This window comes from Microbacterium sp. 11MF (assembly GCF_000383475.1).
Taxonomy (GTDB): Bacteria; Actinomycetota; Actinomycetes; order Actinomycetales; family Microbacteriaceae; genus Microbacterium; species Microbacterium aquilitoris.
In genome coordinates this window covers 227,561-244,559 of sequence record NZ_KB911461.1, presented here as the reverse complement: position 1 = coordinate 244,559, position 16,999 = coordinate 227,561, and the positions used below count along the sequence as shown (strand labels likewise).

16 protein-coding genes are annotated in these 16,999 nt (G+C 69.1%); 7 read left to right on the top strand and 9 right to left on the bottom strand.

What is annotated here, in order from left to right:
- The 6 genes from H286_RS0113245 to H286_RS0113220 all read right to left on the bottom strand — a co-directional run bounded on the left by H286_RS0113245 (position 1) and on the right by H286_RS0113220 (position 6,853).
- Positions 1 to 657 (bottom strand): hypothetical protein, encoded by a 657-nt coding sequence (locus tag H286_RS0113245; protein WP_028497523.1) that lies wholly within the window; start codon positions 655 to 657, stop codon positions 1 to 3.
- A 2-nt stretch (positions 658 to 659) separates the two neighbouring features.
- The gene (locus H286_RS0113240; protein WP_020098544.1) at positions 660 to 1,595 is read right to left on the bottom strand and encodes a carbohydrate ABC transporter permease; all 936 of its coding nucleotides are present in this window, start codon (positions 1,593 to 1,595) and stop codon (positions 660 to 662) included.
- Positions 1,592 to 2,584, bottom strand: a complete 993-nt coding sequence (locus H286_RS0113235) for a carbohydrate ABC transporter permease (RefSeq protein ID WP_020098543.1) — start codon at positions 2,582 to 2,584, stop codon at positions 1,592 to 1,594. The genes H286_RS0113240 and H286_RS0113235 overlap by 4 nt, the downstream gene beginning before the upstream one ends.
- Before the next feature lie 69 nt (positions 2,585 to 2,653).
- A complete protein-coding gene (locus tag H286_RS0113230) occupies positions 2,654 to 3,940 on the bottom strand; it encodes an ABC transporter substrate-binding protein (RefSeq protein WP_020098542.1) in 1,287 nt (428 codons plus the stop codon).
- Between the two features lie 235 nt (positions 3,941 to 4,175).
- Positions 4,176 to 5,081 (bottom strand): family 43 glycosylhydrolase, encoded by a 906-nt coding sequence (locus H286_RS0113225; RefSeq protein ID WP_020098541.1) that lies wholly within the window; start codon positions 5,079 to 5,081, stop codon positions 4,176 to 4,178.
- Positions 5,078 to 6,853, bottom strand: a complete 1,776-nt coding sequence (locus H286_RS0113220) for an ABC transporter ATP-binding protein (RefSeq protein ID WP_020098540.1) — start codon at positions 6,851 to 6,853, stop codon at positions 5,078 to 5,080. Before H286_RS0113220 ends, H286_RS0113225 begins: the two co-directional genes overlap by 4 nt.
- A 225-nt stretch (positions 6,854 to 7,078) precedes the next feature.
- Here H286_RS0113220 and H286_RS0113215 point away from each other — a divergent pair, with 225 nt between their 5' ends.
- The 3 genes from H286_RS0113215 to H286_RS0113205 all read left to right on the top strand — a co-directional run bounded on the left by H286_RS0113215 (position 7,079) and on the right by H286_RS0113205 (position 9,895).
- Positions 7,079 to 7,489 carry a CrcB family protein gene (locus H286_RS0113215; protein ID WP_020098539.1) on the top strand — a complete coding sequence of 137 codons (411 nt, stop codon included), beginning with the start codon at positions 7,079 to 7,081 and terminating at the stop codon, positions 7,487 to 7,489.
- Positions 7,486 to 7,869, top strand: a complete 384-nt coding sequence (crcB, locus tag H286_RS0113210) for a fluoride efflux transporter CrcB (RefSeq protein ID WP_020098538.1) — start codon at positions 7,486 to 7,488, stop codon at positions 7,867 to 7,869. The genes H286_RS0113215 and crcB overlap by 4 nt, the downstream gene beginning before the upstream one ends.
- Positions 7,870 to 7,936: 67 nt before the next feature.
- Positions 7,937 to 9,895 (top strand): DUF6807 family protein, encoded by a 1,959-nt coding sequence (locus tag H286_RS0113205; RefSeq protein ID WP_020098537.1) that lies wholly within the window; start codon positions 7,937 to 7,939, stop codon positions 9,893 to 9,895.
- 60 nt (positions 9,896 to 9,955) lie between these two features.
- Here H286_RS0113205 and H286_RS0113200 read toward each other — a convergent pair whose 3' ends face one another.
- On the bottom strand, positions 9,956 to 10,873 hold the full coding sequence (locus H286_RS0113200) for a carbohydrate ABC transporter permease (protein WP_018187515.1): 918 nt from the start codon (positions 10,871 to 10,873) through the stop codon (positions 9,956 to 9,958).
- Positions 10,863 to 11,798, bottom strand: coding sequence for a carbohydrate ABC transporter permease (locus H286_RS0113195; RefSeq protein ID WP_020098536.1), 936 nt, complete (start codon positions 11,796 to 11,798; stop codon positions 10,863 to 10,865). The genes H286_RS0113200 and H286_RS0113195 overlap by 11 nt, the downstream gene beginning before the upstream one ends.
- Positions 11,799 to 11,923: 125 nt before the next feature.
- Here H286_RS0113195 and H286_RS0113190 point away from each other — a divergent pair, with 125 nt between their 5' ends.
- The 4 genes from H286_RS0113190 to H286_RS0113170 all read left to right on the top strand — a co-directional run bounded on the left by H286_RS0113190 (position 11,924) and on the right by H286_RS0113170 (position 15,594).
- The gene (locus tag H286_RS0113190) at positions 11,924 to 13,054 is read left to right on the top strand and encodes an acetylxylan esterase (RefSeq protein ID WP_020098535.1); all 1,131 of its coding nucleotides are present in this window, start codon (positions 11,924 to 11,926) and stop codon (positions 13,052 to 13,054) included.
- A 238-nt stretch (positions 13,055 to 13,292) separates the two neighbouring features.
- Positions 13,293 to 14,576, top strand: coding sequence for an ABC transporter substrate-binding protein (locus H286_RS0113180; RefSeq protein WP_020098534.1), 1,284 nt, complete (start codon positions 13,293 to 13,295; stop codon positions 14,574 to 14,576).
- Between the two features lie 69 nt (positions 14,577 to 14,645).
- Entirely contained in the window at positions 14,646 to 15,320 is a 675-nt protein-coding gene (locus H286_RS0113175) for a rhamnogalacturonan acetylesterase (protein ID WP_036324545.1), read from the top strand.
- Positions 15,321 to 15,372: 52 nt separating this feature from the next.
- Positions 15,373 to 15,594 carry a hypothetical protein gene (locus tag H286_RS0113170; RefSeq protein WP_020098532.1) on the top strand — a complete coding sequence of 74 codons (222 nt, stop codon included), beginning with the start codon at positions 15,373 to 15,375 and terminating at the stop codon, positions 15,592 to 15,594.
- Between the two features lie 56 nt (positions 15,595 to 15,650).
- Here the strand turns inward: H286_RS0113170 and H286_RS0113165 are convergent, their stop codons facing one another.
- On the bottom strand, positions 15,651 to 16,967 hold the full coding sequence (locus H286_RS0113165) for an HNH endonuclease signature motif containing protein (RefSeq protein ID WP_020098531.1): 1,317 nt from the start codon (positions 16,965 to 16,967) through the stop codon (positions 15,651 to 15,653).
- Positions 16,968 to 16,999: the final 32 nt, after the last annotated feature.

The window sequence follows — 16,999 nt, the reverse complement described above, 5'->3', positions numbered from 1 at the left end:
TCAGCGTCGGCGCTCGGGAACCGCCACGACGGCGAGGACCGCGCAGCCGAGCGCGGCGGGCAGGAGGGGCGGCAGCATCCACGTCAGGACGACGACGAGCGCGACCGCCGCGACGTAGAACGCGAGCCCCCGCAGGTCGCTGCGGACGGTCGCCGGAACGCTGCGGACGGCCGCTCGCCAGCCGGTCCGCGGATCCCACGCGCCCGCTGCGATCAGCAGCCCGACGGTGAGGACGGCGAGGCCCGTCCATCCGACGGCCTCGATGACGCCGCCCCCGGGCAGGAACCCCGACCGTGCGAGGTCGATGTCGATGGCCAGCACGACGGCGATCACCGCGGCGATGAGCCCGACGACGCTGCCGCCGGCGATCCCGGCACGGACGTCGCGCCAGAACAGACCGAGCCGCGAGTCCTCCGCCGCGATGTAGCGGGCCAGGTGACGGATGCCGGCCGCCAGCGCGATCGGCAGGGTCACGACCAGCACGCCGACGAGCACGACGAGCAGACCCACGAGGAGGACCTCCCCGAAGAGCGCGAACTTCGCGGCGGCGCCGGGGAACCGGGACGGAGCCCGCTCCTCGAGGACCGGACCGCTGCCGGAACGGTCGGCGCGCACCGCGGCACGCACGGCCCGCCGATCCGTTCGCGTCGCGGCCATCGTCAGCCCTTGAGGCCCTGCGTCGCGACGCCGTCGACGAGGAAGCGCTGGAACACGAGGAAGAACAGCAGCACGGGCACGAGGGCGAGGAACGAGGCCGTGACCGTCGCGCCGAAGTCGCTCGTCGACGACTGGTCGTTGTAGAGGCGCAGCGCGATCGGGAGCGGGTAGTTCTCCGGGCTCGTCAGGTACAGCAGGGGCCCGAGGAAGTCGTTCCACGACCAGATGAAGGCGAAGATCGCGCACGTGATCAGCGCCGGCTTCACGAGCGGAAGGATGATCGCCCAGAAGATCCGGACGTGTCCGGCGCCGTCGATGCGGGCCGCCTCATCCATGTCGCGCGGCATCTGACGCATGAACTGCACGAGGAGGAAGACGAAGAACGCCTCCGTCGCGAGGAACTTCGGCAGCACGAGCGGCCAGAACGTGTCGACCAGACCCAGATTGTTGAACAGGATGTACTGCGGGATGATCACGACGTGGAACGGCAGCAACAGCGTGCCGATCATCGCCGCGAACAGGATGCCGAGTCCCTTGAACTGGATGCGAGCGAACGCGTAGGCGGCCAGCGCGCTCGAGAACACGGTTCCGACGACGGCCAGGACCGCGAGGATGAGCGAGTTGCCGAAGAACTGCCACAGCGGGACGCCGGCGATGCCGTCGAAGACCTTCAGATAGTTGTCGAAGGTCGGCTGCTGCGGGATGAGTCCGGGGTTCTGACCGAACTCGGAGTTCGGTTTCAGCGTCGAGATGCCCAGCCACACGAGCGGGTACAGGACGAGGGCGGTCAGCGCGATCAGGACGACGAGCCAGACGACTGTCTGCCAGGTCTTGCGCTTGACGCGGCGACGCCGCGGCGGAGCGGCGATCGTCTGCTGCGCGGCGAAGACGGGGGTGGATGCCGCGCCCGAGGTCGTGGCGACGTTGGATGTGCTCATCGGTTGTCTCCGGCGTAGTGCACCCAGGAGCGCTGGGTGCGGAAGAGGATGAAGGCGATGATCGCGACGACCACCAGCAGGACCCAGGCGATCGCAGCGGCATAGCCCATCTGGCCGTCGCTGAAGCCCCGCTTGTAGAGGTAGATCGTGATGAAGTTCGTCATGCCGGCGGGGCCGCCCGAGCCGTTCGAGATGATGTACGCCGAGGCGAACACCTGGAACGCACCGATCAGGCCCAGCAGCAGGTTGAAGAAGATGACCGGCGACAGCATCGGAAGGGTCACCGCGCGGAAGCGGTACCAGGGCCCGGCGCCGTCCATCTCGGCCGCTTCGTAGAGCTCCTTCGGGACCTGCTTGAGTCCCGCGAGGAAGATGACCATCGTCGCGCCGAACTGCCAGATCGACAGGATGATCATCGCGGGCAGGACGAGACTCGGGTTACCGATCCACCCGCCGAGGTCGATGCCGATGGCCGAGAGCGACGAGTCGACGGGACCCTCGGAGCCGAACATGGCGCGCCAGACGATCGCGACCGACACCGATCCGCCGATGAGCGACGGGGCGTAGAAGGCCGAGCGGAAGAAGCCGGCGCCCTTGTCGCGGTAATTGAGCAGTATCGCCACGAGAAGCGCCGCGATCAGAGTGATCGGAGTGCCGACGAACACGTAGACGAGAGTGATCTGCGCCGACTGGATGAACTGCGGGTCGTTCGTGAACAGGCGGACGTAGTTGTCGAACCCGATCCAGCGGGGCGGCGTGAAGATGTTGTACCGCGTGAACGACAGGTACAGCGAGTACCCCATCGGGATGATCGTCAGCCCGAAGAAGCCGACCAGCCATGGGATGAGGAATCCGTAGCCGGCGAGCGTCTCCTTGCGGGCGCGCGAGCGCTGGGTGGGACGGCTGAGGTTCTCGGGCCGGCGTTTGTTCGCGAGTGCGCGACGCCGCTTCTCGCCGGTGACGATGACTCTCGTCGCGGTGGTGCTCACGGGTGGCTCCTGATGTCGGGGGGGACGGTGCGGGGCCCGGATGCCGCGGCATCCGGACCCCGCGATCGGTCACGAGTTGAGGGCGACGTCCATCTCGGTGAAGAACTGCGAGACGGCCTCGTCCACGGTCATGGTCCCGAAGTTCAGTTCGACGCCGAGCTGACGGAACTTCTCCTCGAGGGTGCCATAGCCGACGATCGGAACGGGAGGCGCGTCGCCGAGACGGTCGGCGATGGACTCCTCGTACGCCTTGACCTGCTGGCTCAGCGGGTCGAGGTCGGCGGCGGCCAGAGCGGTCTCCGACGCGGGCAGACCGCGGTTGGTGCCGAAGATCTCACCCGACTCGGGCGAGTTGACGAGGAAGTTCACGAGCGTCGCCGCAGCCTCGGGGTGGTCGGTGTTCGCCGCGATCGAGTGCAGCATGGAGGGCTTCAGGTAGAGGTCCTTGGCGCCTTCCTCGGTCACCGGCGGGGCGACGAGGCCGAGCTCGGTGTAGCTCTCGCCGAGGTTGCCGAGGTAGCCGGCGCCGAAGTTGTCCCAGGTGAGTTCGCTGGCGGTGATGGCCGTGTCGAACGGACCGAGCGGCAGAGCCTCTTCGACGGTCTGCTGCGGCGCCCCGATGCCGTCACGGATCGACTGGCCCTCCTCCCAGAACGCCTTCAGGCGCGCCTCGTCGAAACCGGGCTTGCCGTCCTCGGTGAAGAGGTTGCCGCCCTCCGCGCGCAACTGGAGTTCGAAGTTCTGGATGCGGCCGGTGTAATCGCTGCCGCCCCAGTACTCACCGCCGCTGGCGTCGGTGATGTCCTTCATCCAGGCGGTGTAGTCGTCCCAGGAGCCGCCGGGGAACTCGTCGACACCGGCCTTCTCGAGCAGGACCGGGTTGGTGAACAGACCCCAGGCGTTCGTCGAGGTGGCGATGCCGTAGGTGGTGTCGTTTACGACGCCGATGTCGAGGATGTTCTGCGGGAGCGGGTCGGTCTCGATGATGCCGCCGAGGTACGGGTCGAGGTCGAGGAGGAGCCCGTTCTCGGAGTACTGCCGCAGGTACGAGTAGTCGAACTGCATGACGTCGGGGAGGTTCTTGCCCGCCGCCTCGGTCTGCCGCTTCTCCCAGAACTCAGGGAACGCGAGGAAGCTCGTGCTCACCTTGATATTCGGGTACTTCTCGTTGAACGCGTCGATCGCCTTGTTGTAGAGATCGGCTCGCACGTCGTTGCCCCAGAACGCGAGGTCGAGCGAGACCTTCTCATCGGGGTCGTAGGTGCCGGCGGGCTCCGGCGAGCCGGCGCAGCCGGCAAGGGCGATGACTGACCCCGTCGCGAGTGCGACGGCGGCGAGTACGCGTTTGCTGAACATCTTTGTCCTCTCTCGAACGTCCGTGTTGCGAGTGCTGGTGGACGTCATGGTCCGTGATTGCGACTTCCTTCGGTGCCGTGGATCGATGCCCACAGGAAAGCGCTTGCCCCGAGAGTAGCGCCAATTGAAACGTTTTTCAAGAAGATTGAAACGTTTTTACGACGCCACCTGTGACCGGTCCCAACCCACCCTATGGACCATACTCGCACCTTGAGCGGACCGGCCAGGCCGCGAGTCAGCGCACCACGACGAGCTCGTCGCCGCGCACCTCGAGGCGGGCGCGGAGCACGGCGCAGCGTCGCTCATCGGGTTCATCGGGCGCGCCCGGGTGCGTGAAGAAGTAGAACCAGACGCGCTCCCCGTCGCGCACGGGCGCCCCGTGATGGCCGAACCCCGGGCTCGGCACCGTGCCGGCGCTGAGGATGACGGCATCCGCTCCGCCCTGCCGCTGCCACGAGGTCGCATCGTCCGAGCGGTACACGCCCATGCCGCGCCACTCGTCGACGATCATCCACCAGAACCCGCCCAGCTCGAACACCGTCGGACCCTCGTGGGGCCGTCCGCCGATCGCGGTGCCCTCGGATTCCCAGGTGGTCAGGTCGTCCGAGACGGCCACCTTGGTGACCGACTCGGCGGCCTCGTCTTTGTACCAGAGGCGCCAGCGCCCGTCGGGGGTGCGAGCGACACCCGCGTCGATCACGCGGTCGCTGTCGAGAGCGAGCCCGCCGATCCGATGCCACTCGGACAGGTCCGCCGACCGGTACTCCACGATGTGACGCGCGTACCCCGGCCACCGGTCGGGGACTCCGTCGATCTCGGTCAGGTACATCCGCCAGATCTGCCCGTCGAACACGACCTCGGGCGCCCAGTGGGTGCGATCCGTGCGCGCGGGCGGGCCGGCGGCATCCAGCTGCAGCCCGTCGGCGGTCGGCTCGAGCGTCCCCGCGTACGACCAGCGGATGCCGTCGGTCGAGCGGGCGACGCCGATGCGACTCCCGTGCACCCAGGCGACGCCCGGACCCGGGTCGGGATGGGTCGCGCGCCGCTGCGTGTAGAACATCCACCAGTCGCCGGGGCCGGCGATCACGACGAGCGGATCGGTCGCGCCGTCGTAGACGGGATCGCGGTAGACCTCGATCATGCGAGACCCGCCTGCGCGAGATGGAGCTGCGCGTAGCGGCCGCCGCGCTCGAGCAGTTCGTCGTGCGAGCCGCGCTCGACGATCTCGCCGCGCTCGAGGACGACGATGACGTCGGCTTGCCGGACGGTCGAGAGCCGGTGCGCGACGACAAGGGTCGTGCGCCCCGTCATGAGGCGACCGAGGGCATCTTTCACGAGCTCCTCGGACTCGGGGTCGAGGGCGCTGGTCGCCTCATCCAGCAGGAGGATCCTCGGGTCGCGGATGAGAGCGCGGGCGATCGCGAGCCGCTGCCGCTGGCCGCCCGACAGGCGCGCGCCGCGTTCGCCGACCACGGTGTCCCACCCCTGCGGCTGGTCCTGCACGAACCCCCACGCGTTCGCATCGCGCAGGGCCCGCTCAATCCGAGCGTCGTCGACGTCGCCGAGACCGTAGGCGATGTTCTCGCGGATGGTCCCCTCGAAGAGGACGGACTCCTGCGGAACGACCGACACGAATCGGCGGACGGTGCGCAGGTCGAGGTCCTGCATGTCGTCGCCGTCGAGGAGGATGCGCCCTCCCGTCGGGCGGAGGAACCCGAGGATGAGGTTGAGCATCGTGGACTTGCCCGAGCCCGACGACCCGACGAAGGCGACGGTCGCGCCGGCGGGGACGTGCAGGTCGATGGCGTGCAGCGCATCCTCGGCGGCGCCGGCGTACCGGTGCGACGCGCGGTGGAGGGTCAGGTTGCCCGTGACGGCGTCGACCGTGCGCTTGCCGGCGTTCTGCTCGAGGTCGGGGTCCTGCAGCACCTCGGCGATGGAGCGCACCGACTCGAGTCCGCGCGCTCCGACCGGGATGAGCATGAGCAGCTGCGTCAGACCCTGCGTGAGCAGCGTGAAGTACGTCGACAGCAGCACCACCTCACCGGGGGTGATCGGCAGGATGCCCGTGAGCGAGAAGGTCGCGGCGAGGACGAGGCATCCCACCCCGAGCAGCTGCATCGCGACCCACGACACGGACGCGACGTGGCCGTTGAGCATGTCGAGGTGCAGCCCGGCGCGTCGGACGCCGTCGGCCCCGGTCGCGACCCGGGTCACAGCGGTCTGCTCGAGGCCGTGCGCCCGGGTGACGGGGATGAGGGACGCCATCTCGCCGACGCGGGCCGAGAGCGTCTCGACCTCGCGGCGGAAGTGCGCGTTGCGATCGTGCGAACGTCGCCGCATGCCGTAGCGGATGCCGATCGCGATCGGGACGGCGAGCGCGTAGACCGGCAGGAACGCGGGGACGGCGATCGCGGTCATCGTGATGGCGCCGATCATGACCATCGTCGCGGACAGGAGCGGGTGCGTGACCTGCTGCAGCATGAGCTCGACGTTCTCGACGTCGCGGACGACCTTGGTCTGCACGATCGACGAGCTGATGCGCGTGTGGTAGCCGATCGACAGGCTCTGCAGCCGCTCGGCGAGGGCGTTGCGCAGGTCAGCGCCGGTGTCGCGGACGACCGTCATGAAGCTGCGCGTGTAGAGGATGTGGTTCGGGTAGTTCTGCAGCAGGAGGACGGCGGCCAGCACGAACCACCACATGACCTGCGACACGTCGCCGCGGCCGGCGACGACGTCGATGACCGCGGCCGTGACGACCGGCAGGAACCAGAGCGGGATCTCCTTCGCCGCGAACGCGAGGACGGCGACGGTCATCCGTCCCGGCCGCCGGGCGAGCAGACGCAGCACCGACCGCGCGGGGCGGTCGCCGTCGATGAGACCTTCCAGATGGGAAAGCGTTTTCCGCGTCATGGTCCCATCGTAGGCGCGACGGATGCCGGGCCGGAAGCCCCTGCGACCGGTCCACGCGCGTTCCGGGGACGCGGGATGCCGCCGAGCCCCGGCATCCGCGACACGTCGGGTCCCCGCAAGCCCAGCCCTGGCGCCGGAACCCGCGGGTCTATCGTGGAACCGCCCGCCTTCCCTCGACACCGGGACCTGATGACCACGCCAGCACCCGAGCACGAGCAACGCCCCGTGCATCTCGCGGGGCGGTCGATCCTGCTCGTGCTCGCCGGCGGGACGGCGGGAACGGCGGCCCGCGAAGCGCTGTCGCTCACGATCCCGGCGGTGGGCGGCATCCCGGTCGCGATCTTCGCCATCAACATCGTCGGCGCCCTCTTCCTTGGTGCGCTGCTCGAGGGCCTCTCCCGCCGAGGACCCGACGTCGGCCGGCGTCGGTCGTTGCGGTTGCTGCTCGGCACCGGCTTCGCGGGCGGATTCACGACGTACAGCGCCCTCGCCGTCGACACCGGGCTGCTGTTGACGGACGGCCACGCCGCGGCCGGCATCGGATACGCGCTCGCCACCGTCGCGGTCGGGGCGCTGGCGACGGTGGCGGGCATCGCCCTCGCTGCCGCACGCCACCGGAAGCAGGCTGCCCGATGACGCCCCTTCTCTTCGTGGCGCTCTCGCTCGCGGGGGGCGTGGGGGCGGCGCTCCGCCTCATCGTCGACGGTGCGATCAAAGCCCGCGTGCGGGGCGCGTTCCCGCTCGGCACCCTCCTCATCAACGTGTCGGGCTCGTTCATCCTGGGGTTCGTCACGCAGCTCGCCACCGGCGGCAGCCTCGACGACGCGTGGCGACTCGTGATCGGCACGGGCCTGTGCGGCGGGTTCACCACGTTCAGCACCGCGAGCTTCGAGACGGTCCGGCTCGTGCAGCAGCGCCGATACGCTCTGGCATCGGTGAACGCCGTCGGGACGCTGGTGGCCGCCGTCGCGGCAGGACTTCTCGGCATCGTGCTCGGCCGCCTGATCAGCGGATGACGGGAAGAGGGTGCCGCATGGGAAAGCGCTTGCTGGCATACTCGAAGGAGCCGACGAAGGAGTCCCCGTGACCGTCCCCCGACGAACCCGCATCGTCCTCGCCGGAGCCCAGGGCTTCGGAACCGTCCACCTCGAGAACCTGCGCCGCCTCGGCGATCGCGTGGAGCTCGTGGCCGTCGCCGATCCCACCCCCGTGCCGCCCGAGAACCTGCCGACGGGCACGCAGGCGTTCGCCTCACTCGCCGATGCGCTCGACGCCGTCGACGACATCCACGTGGTCATCGTCGCGACGCCGCTGCACACCCACGCCGCCCTCGCCGGCCTCGTCGTCTCGCGCGGCATCGACCTCTACCTCGAGAAGCCGCCCGTGCTGTCGTCCGCCGACTTCACCGTGTTGGCGGATGCCGCCGCGGCCTCGGGCGCGCGCGTCCAGGTAGGGTTCCAGAGCCTCGGATCGCTCGCCATCCCCGCCCTCATCGCCGACGAGTTCGGGCTCGGACCTATCCAGGCGATCGGCGCCGTCGGCCTGTGGTGCCGCGACCGGGCGTACTGGTCGCGCAGCCGCTGGGCCGGGCACCGTGTGCTCGACGGGTTCCCCGTCCTCGACGGCGTCGTCGCGAACCCGCTCGCCCACGCGACCGCGACCGCCCTCGCCGTCGCCCAGTCGACCGCCGCCACGGACGTGACGCAGATCACCGCCGATCTCTACCGCGCCAACGCCATCGAGGGGGACGACACCAGCGTCATCCGTCTGTCGACCGGGCGCGGCATCCGCGTCACCTCCGCGCTGACCCTCTGCGCCGTGCAGGACGAGGACCCGTACGTCCTCATCCGCGGCACGCGCGGATCGGCCACCTTCTTCTACACGGAGGACGTCGTCGAGACCGACGGCCGCCGCGTCGAGTTCGGCCGCGTGGACCTCGTCGAGAACCTGCTCGACCACCGCGACCACGGCACGCCGATGCTCGCTCCGCTGCACGAGACGGGAGCCTTCGTCCGTGTGATGGATGCCGTCGCCGACACCGAGCCGGTCGCGATCGACGCCGCGTTCGTGACGTGGAACGAGGAGGGCCGCTCGCCGCGCGTCGTCATCACGGGCGTGCAGGACGCCGTGGAGCGCGCGGTCGACGCCGAGGCGACCTTCGCGGAGCTGCACCTGCCGTGGGCCGCGAAGACCGAGGCCGCCGTCCTGGCCGACCTCGCCGCACCGGGCGAGCCGCAGCATCCGATCGCCGTCCTCGTCGACGGCGCCGATGTGACCCGATCGTCGAGCCCGCGTCCCTACCTCCATCCGGTGAGCACGCCGGGCGGCGTCGTCGTGTCAGACACGCACCCCGCCGACCACGACTGGCACCTCGGCATCAGCGTCTCGCTGCAAGACGTCTCGGGAGTCAACTTCTGGGGCGGCCGCACCTACACCCCCGGACGCGACTACGTCTGGCGCGACGACCACGGACGCATCGTCGCGACGCGCGTCGAGGGGGCGGCATCCGCCCTCGAAGCCGAGTTCGCGTGGATCGGCCGCGATGGCGCGCAGATGCTCACCGAGCAGCGTCGGATGACGGTCGCCGAGGCCGGGCCCGGCGCGGCCACCATCGACCTGACGTTCACGCTCGCCACGCGCGCCGGCACGCTGCACCTCGGCGGCCCGGGCAGCAACGGCCGGGTCGGCGGCGGCTACGGCGGACTCGCGTGGCGGCTGCCCGCGGCGACCGACGTCGACGTGCGGACCGCCTCGGCGCAGGGCGAGGATGCGGTGCACGGCACCGTCGCCCCCTGGCTCGCGTGGTCAGCGGAGTTCCCCACCGGCACGGCGACCGTCGCGATGGCGCCGCTCGACCAGGACTCGGCGGCCGACCCCTGGTTCGTCCGGGTCGCGGGCTACCCGGGCATCGGCGCCGCCCTCGCCTGGGACCGTGCCGTGGAGCTGGCCCCCGGCATCCCCGTCACCCGCTCCTACCGCCTGCTCGTCGCCGACGGTCGGCTGTCGGATGCCGAGGTTGTCACCGCTCTCCGCCTCGGCTGACGCTCCCCCACGCACGACGAAGGCGGCGACCTCCTGGGGTCGCCGCCTTCGCGTTCGGGCCTACTTGATGCCGGTGGTGGCGATGCCTCGGATGAGGAAGCGCTGACCGAACAGGAACGCCAGGAACACCGGGACGAGCGAGACGACCGACATCGCGAACATGCCGCCGAAGTTCGACGCACCCTGGGCCGACATGAACTGGCGGAGCGCCAGCGGCACGGTGAACAGGTCGGGGTTGTTCAGATAGATGAGGGCGCCGAAGAAGTCGTTCCACACCCAGACGAAGGTGAAGATCGCCGTCGTCGCGAGGGCCGGGGTCATCATCGGCAGCAGGATCTGCAGGAAGATGCGCGCATGTCCGGCGCCGTCGATCCGGGCGGCCTCGTCGAGGTCGCGAGGGATGCCGCGGATGAACTGCACCATCAGGAAGATGAAGAACGCGTCGGTCGCGAGCGCCTTCGGCAGGATGAGCGGCCAGAACGTGTTCACCATGCCGAGCTGGCTGAACATGATGTACTGCGGCACGATCACGATGTGCACGGGGAGCATGATCGTCACGAGCATGATCGCGAACATCGTGCGCTTGAAGTGGAAGTTCAGACGGGCGAACGCGTACGCCGCCATGGAGCACGAGATCAGGTTGCCGACGATGGAGCCGGCGACCACGACGATCGAGTTCCACAGGTACGTGCCGAACGAGGGCGAGAGGGCGTTCCAGCCCTCGGTGTAGTTCGACACCTCGAACGACAGCGGCCAGAGGCCCGGCAGGCGGAAGATCTCGTCGTTGGGTCGCAGCGAGCTGACGACCATCCACAGGAGCGGATAGAGCATCAGCGCGGACGTCGCGATGAGGAAGACGTGACGGGCGACGACGCTCACCTTCGAGCGTCCGCCGAGACCCGCGCTCTGCCGCCGTCGGATGCGCTGACGCTCCTGGGCGAAGCGACGGTCGCGGGTCGTGATCAGTTCAGTCGTCATAGAACACCCACAGCTTGGAGAGAGCGAAGTTCACGGCAGTGAAGCCCGCGATGATGGCGACCAGCAGCCAGGCCATGGCCGAGGCGTAGCCCATGTCGAACGCCGTGAACCCCTTCTGGTAGAGGTACAGCGTGTAGAAGAGGGTCGAGTCCGACGGTCCGCCGGATCCACCCGAGATGATGAAGGCCTGCGTGAAGGCCTGGAACGCGCCGATCATCGACAGCACGAGGTTGAAGAAGACGATCGGGCTCAGCAGCGGCAGCGTGATCGAGAAGAACTGGCGCGCGGGTCCGGCCCCGTCGACGGATGCGGCCTCGTAGTACATGACCGGGATCTGCCGGAGGCCCGCGAGGAAGATGACCATCGGGGCGCCGAAGCCCCACACGCTCAGCAGGATGATGGTCGACAGCGCGGTGTCGGGGTTCGAGATCCAGCCCGGTCCCTCGATGCCGAAGACGGCGAGGAACTGGTTCACGATGCCGTCGACGCCGAAGATCTGCTTCCACAGGATCGCGACGGCGACCGAGGAGCCGAGCAGCGACGGCAGGTAGAACATCGACCGGTAGAACGCGAGTCCGCGCAGTCCCTTGTCGAGCAGCAGCGCGACGCCGAGGGCAGCGGCCATGGCGAGCGGGACGCCGACGAGCACGTAGACGAAGGTCACACCGAGGGATGCCCCGAGTCGGGGATCCTGCGACATGCGCACGTAGTTGTCGAGCCCGATCCACTCGGGAGCGTTGAACAGGTCGTATTTCGTGAACGACAGGTACAGCGACGCCATGATGGGCAGCACCGTGACGAGGATCAGCCCGAGGAGCCACGGGGCCAGGAAGACCAGGGCGGCCTTCGTGTCCTTGGGTCGCTCGCGCGCGCCTCGTTTGCCGCGCGGGCGGCGTATCTGGGACAGCTCGCTGATCGCGCTCATCCGGGTCCTCCTCGACACTTTCGACGGTCTTCTGCGACCGCCGACGACACGCTCAGAAAGCGCTTTCTGTGACGATACACTATCGAGCGGAGCGCACAAGCGGTCCCCGAAGACGAGGAGCCGCCATGGCCGATTCCGCCCGTGTCGACGAGCAGATGCAGGACCTCGGCCCGATCGCCGGGTACCCCGACTGGCCGGCCTTCCTGGAACGCGAGCAGGTGCCGACGAGCGGATCCGAGACGCGCCGCATCCTCGCCTCGGTCCTCGGCGTCCGCCGCGCCGTCGCCGGCGACGTCCGCGTAGAGCGCGAGTGGCGGTCAGGCGGCGTGCACGGCCGCGAGCTCTCCTGGCAGCTGCCGTACGGCCCCCGCACCCGCGCCTGGGTGCTGCGTCCCGACGACGATCGTCGCGGCCTCCCCGGACTGCTCGGCCTGCACTGCCACGGTGGCGTCCGTTCGGTCGGCGCGGAGCAGCTGCTCGAGACGGACCAGGCGCCGCACCCGTCGGCATCCCGTCTGCGCGAGAACGTCTACGGCGGCCTCGCTCCCGCGAACGACCTGGCGCGCGACGGCTTCGTCGTCCTCGCCCAAGACACGTTCTCGTGGGGCAGCAGGGCGTTCGACCTCTCGCACCCGACACCCCGTCTCGCGGGACTGATCGCAGGTCGCGAGGCGCTCTGGCGCGAGGAGGGCGTGACCCCGACCGAGGCCGAGCGGTTCGATGCCGTCGCGTCGTTGCACGAGGATTCCCTCGCGAAGGCCGCGGGCATGCTCGGCACGTCGCTCGCGGGTGCCGTGATGACCGAGGACGTCGCCGCCCTCGACGTGCTCGCCGGTCTCGACGATGTGGATGCCGAGAGGCTCGGCACGTTCGGGCTGTCGGGCGGCGGCGGCCGCGCCGTGATGCTGCGCGCCCTCGACGACCGGGTGCGGGCGACCGTCGTGACGTGCATGATGGCGACCTTCGCTTCGCTCGTCCCGCGCGAGATCGACACGCACTCGTGGCTGCTGAACAGCCCCGGCATCCGGGCGGCGGGAGACCTCCCCGAAATCGCGGCATCCGCGTCTCCGCGCGAGCTCCTCGTGCAGTACGGGGCGCAGGATCCGCTGTTCCCGATCGAGGGGATGCGCGACGCGGACCGAGCCCTGGCGGGGACGCCGGGCTACCGCGGGACATTCTTCGACGACGGTCACGTCTCGAGTCCCGCGATGCAGGACGAGGCACGCGCATTCTTCGCCGCGACACTGACGGCGTGACCCAAGCGAGACACACCGATCGTTGACAACATCGCGACCCCGGCGCTACCGTCCGTCAGTAAGCGTTTTCTCACAGCTGAGAAAACGTTTGATCCGCGAAGGAGCGGCATGACCCCGATCACCTCCGGCCCGACCCGACACGAACGTACGGCCGCCGGTGGATCGATCCTCCGCTCCGCTCGGATCACCCCTGTCCTGCTGCGCGCCCTCCGCCGCCGCACCGTCTGAGAGGAACCCCATGAAGAACCGACGCCTCCTCGCCTTCGCCGCTGCCGGCGTGGCGCTGGCCGTCACGCTGACCGGTTGCGGCGGTGGATCCGGAGCCGGAAACGGCGACGAGCAGATCACCCTCCGCTTCGCCTGGTGGGGCAGCGATGAGCTGAACGCCATCAAGGCCGAGCAGATCAAGCTGTTCGAGAAGGCGAACCCGAACATCAAGGTCGAGGGCGAGCCGAGCGAGTACAACGGGTACTACGACAAGCTCGCGACCCAGGTCGCCGGCGGCGGCGCGCCCGACGCGCTGCAGATCACGTACGACGCGCTGCCGCTGTACAAGAGCAAGAACGCGATCGCCGACATCACGGGTGACATCGACCAGTCGAAGTTCCAGGCGGGCTCGCTCGACGCCGGCATCATCGACGGCAAGCTCTACGCCCTGCCGACGGGTGTCGGCTCGCGCGGCATCATCGTCAACCCGGCCGTCTTCGAGAAGGCGGGCGTCGCGATCCCCGACGACACGACCTGGACGTGGGACGACTACATCTCGATCGCCAAGGAGATCTCCGACAAGGCAGGCAAGGGCACGTACGGCTCGTCGGCCATCTCGAACGACCAGTCGCTCATGGCGTTCGCCCGCCAGAACGGCGAGGACCTCTATACGGCGGACGGCAAGTTCGGCGTCAGCGAGGCCACGGCCGAGAAGTTCTTCGAGTTCTCGAAGGACCTGCAGGACTCCGGCGGGTCGCCCGATGCCTCGACCGCGGCCGAGGACGCGTCGGCGTCGCTCGAGCAGAGCCTCATGGGTCAGGGCAAGGTCGGCATGACGTTCGCGCCGCTGAACTTCATCAGCATCTACGCGGGCGCAGCCGGTCAGGAGCTGAAGATCCTCAACGTCCCCGGTGACAGCGCCGACAAGGTGGGTCTGGTCATCCAGCCGACCGTGCAGTACGCGGTCTACTCGAAGTCGAAGCACCCGAAGGAGGCTGCGAAGCTGATCGACTTCCTGCTGAACAGCGAGCAGGCCGGTCCGCTCAACAAGCTGACCCTCGGCATCCCCGCCGACCCGACCGTGCTCGAGGCCATCACGCCCGATCTGACCGACTCCGAGAAGGAGCAGGTGGCCTTCATCGACCGCCTGTCGAAGGCCGGTGGCACGCCGCAGAACCCGATCGCGCTGCCGACCTCGCAGCTCGGGCCGATCATCACGAAGCTGCTCGACGACGTCACCTTCGACAAGACGACTCCCGCGGATGCCGCGAAGGAGCTCATCTCGCAGGTGGAGACGGCACTCGCCGCGAGCTGACAGACGGATGCGGCGGTCGGGATCACCCGGCCGCCGCATCGCCATGTGCGGGATGAAAGAGGGATGCCGATGACCTACCACCTGGCAGGAGACTCGACCGTCGCGCCGATGAAGGCGGGTGAGGAGCCCATGGCCGGCTGGGGCGAATGCCTCGACGAGTTCGTCTCGGAGGAGGTGCGCAATCACGCGTTCGGTGGGGCGACGACAGAGTCGTTCCTCGCGAGCGGGGCGTGGGATGCGCTGCTGACCGATGTCGTCCCTGGCGACACCGTCGTCATCCAATTCGGGCACAACGACCAGAAGCAGCCGGAGTCGCTCGCCTCGCGCGGCGGCTACACCGATCGGCTGCATCGGATGGTCTCCGAGGTCCGCGCTCGCGGGGCCCGACCGGTGCTCTGCACGTCGTGCGAGCGGCGCTGGTTCGACGGGGATCGCGTGACGCCGACGCACGGCGACTATCCGAACGCGGTCCGCGACCTCGCTGCCGCCGACGGCGTCGACCTCATCGACCTCACGGCGTTCACGACCTGGCTCTACGAGGACCTCGGGGACGAGGCATCCGCTCGTCTGCTCTCGCACTACGCGCCGGGCGAGACCGCCGCCTGGCCGGACGGTCTGATCGACGACACGCACTTCCGCGTCGAGGGGGCACGACGCATCGCACGGTTCGTGGCGAAGAACCTGCGGGCGATCGAGCGGCGCGACGGCGATCAGGCGGCGAAGGGGTCGACCTTCACGGCGTGACCGAGATGGTCGTACGGTGAGGAGCATCAGCCACGTTCCGGAGGAGATCCTGATGCGTCTCACCGTCGGCACTGCCCTCATCCTGGGCGGCCTCGCGATCGTCGTGCTCGCGCAGGTGAACCTCTACGCGCAAATGGACCGCGTCGGCCGGGAGGGCACCGCGGGCAACCTCTTCGCCCCGGACGTCTTCTGGCTCGGGCTCGCCGGCGTCGTCGCGATCGCGGTCGGTGTCGGAGCCCTCATGGCGCGCAGCCGCGTCACGGGGCGGAGCTGAAGCACTGACGCGCGGGCGCGGAGCTGACGCGCCGACCTGACCGCCGGAGGCCCGGATCAGAAGGGCGCCGGGTCTCCGGGGTTTGCGGTGGCAGAGGTGAAGGCGACGGCCGGAGTGGGTGCGTCTTCTCTGTAGGTCCTGCCGAGGGGTGAGGTCCATTCGAGGACACCACCCTGGAGTTGTCGGACTTTCCAGGCCGTGAACTGCTTCATCGAATGGTGTCTCTGGCACAAGTGGGCCAGGTTCGAGAGTTCTGTCTTGCCGCCGAGCGCGTGATCATGCGTGTGGTCTACTTCGCAGCGGATGGCGGCGACCCGGCATCCGGGGAACCGGCAGTGCTGATCCCGAGCTTGCAGGAACCTGCGCATCCTCGACGGGACACGGTACGAGTCCGTCGCGACGGTGACCCCGGTGACGGGGTCGTGCAGCAGACGCTCCCAGACTCCGGTTTCACCGGCGAGCGTGCGAGCGGTGACCGGGTCGATCGGTGAGCGCCCCGAGAGATCGCAGGGCCCGTCATCTGCACCGGTGAGTGTCGCGGCGGGGATCAGCACTTGCACGCGTGCGCGGATCGCGCCCAGCGGCCCAGCCGCGGTGTCCCGGGTGTCGTCCAACGACGGGATGCCCGCGAGGAGCAGGTCTGAGAACACGTCAGCCCGGACCTGGTCCGTCGAGCGGCCATCGGTCGCGATCACATCGGAGGTCGCCGCACGCTCGCCTCGCGTGTCGATGATCGCGCGCGCCTGTTGGGTGAGTCGATCGTGGATCCCCTCGGCGATCACGGTGGGGAGGGTCGCGATCAGGTCGCTCATCCCATCCCGGCCGGCGACCAACCGGACGCAACGTCCCGCGGCCGCCTCTTCGTGCCTCTCCGCGAAGGATCGCGGGTGCATCCGGTGCGCGAGGATCTCCAACTCACCCCGCACCCGGTTCGGGGTGTCTCGTTCGCACCGTTCGATCGCGACCTTCTCGAACTCCGCCCACAACTCGGCGGGCAGGTTCACCCCGGCATCCACGATCGCCGAGACGTGTCCGCGGACGATCCGCCCCGCTTCCCACGCGGCGACCGCGGCCGGGAATCCCTCGATGGTCACCCGTGCTTCACCGATCCGGCGTTGCACCGTCCGGTCGGTCATCCGCATTGCCCCGGCGACTTCTGCAGCGATCGACCTCAGTGCCATGTCGTGCAGGAGGACGTTCGCGTCCGCGTGAGCGCTCTGCGCCTCCGCCAACCGTCCCGCCGCGGCGAGCACGCGAAGCTCCGCGATCTGCCCCGCAGCGATCTGCCGACCCACCGTCTCGACGTCCGCGACGATCCCCGCGATGGCAGCGATATATGCCTCGCCACCGGGGGTTTCCATCGCTTCCGTCATACCTGCACTCTGCCACCAACCTCCGACATCGT

What these genes read in the sequence shown, in the direction of transcription:
- H286_RS0113245 (WP_028497523.1), bottom strand. Translation starts at nt 657, where the DNA reads ATGGCCGCGACGCGAACGGATCGGCGGGCCGTGCGTGCCGCGGTGCGC.
- H286_RS0113240 (WP_020098544.1), bottom strand. Translation starts at nt 1,595, where the DNA reads ATGAGCACATCCAACGTCGCCACGACCTCGGGCGCGGCATCCACCCCC.
- H286_RS0113230 (WP_020098542.1), bottom strand. Translation starts at nt 3,940, where the DNA reads ATGTTCAGCAAACGCGTACTCGCCGCCGTCGCACTCGCGACGGGGTCA.
- H286_RS0113225 (WP_020098541.1), bottom strand. Translation starts at nt 5,081, where the DNA reads ATGATCGAGGTCTACCGCGATCCCGTCTACGACGGCGCGACCGATCCG.
- H286_RS0113220 (WP_020098540.1), bottom strand. Translation starts at nt 6,853, where the DNA reads ATGACGCGGAAAACGCTTTCCCATCTGGAAGGTCTCATCGACGGCGAC.
- crcB (WP_020098538.1), top strand. Translation starts at nt 7,486, where the DNA reads ATGACGCCCCTTCTCTTCGTGGCGCTCTCGCTCGCGGGGGGCGTGGGG.
- H286_RS0113200 (WP_018187515.1), bottom strand. Translation starts at nt 10,873, where the DNA reads ATGACGACTGAACTGATCACGACCCGCGACCGTCGCTTCGCCCAGGAG.
- H286_RS0113195 (WP_020098536.1), bottom strand. Translation starts at nt 11,798, where the DNA reads ATGAGCGCGATCAGCGAGCTGTCCCAGATACGCCGCCCGCGCGGCAAA.
- H286_RS0113190 (WP_020098535.1), top strand. Translation starts at nt 11,924, where the DNA reads ATGGCCGATTCCGCCCGTGTCGACGAGCAGATGCAGGACCTCGGCCCG.
- H286_RS0113180 (WP_020098534.1), top strand. Translation starts at nt 13,293, where the DNA reads ATGAAGAACCGACGCCTCCTCGCCTTCGCCGCTGCCGGCGTGGCGCTG.
- H286_RS0113175 (WP_036324545.1), top strand. Translation starts at nt 14,646, where the DNA reads ATGACCTACCACCTGGCAGGAGACTCGACCGTCGCGCCGATGAAGGCG.
- H286_RS0113170 (WP_020098532.1), top strand. Translation starts at nt 15,373, where the DNA reads ATGCGTCTCACCGTCGGCACTGCCCTCATCCTGGGCGGCCTCGCGATC.
- H286_RS0113165 (WP_020098531.1), bottom strand. Translation starts at nt 16,967, where the DNA reads ATGACGGAAGCGATGGAAACCCCCGGTGGCGAGGCATATATCGCTGCC.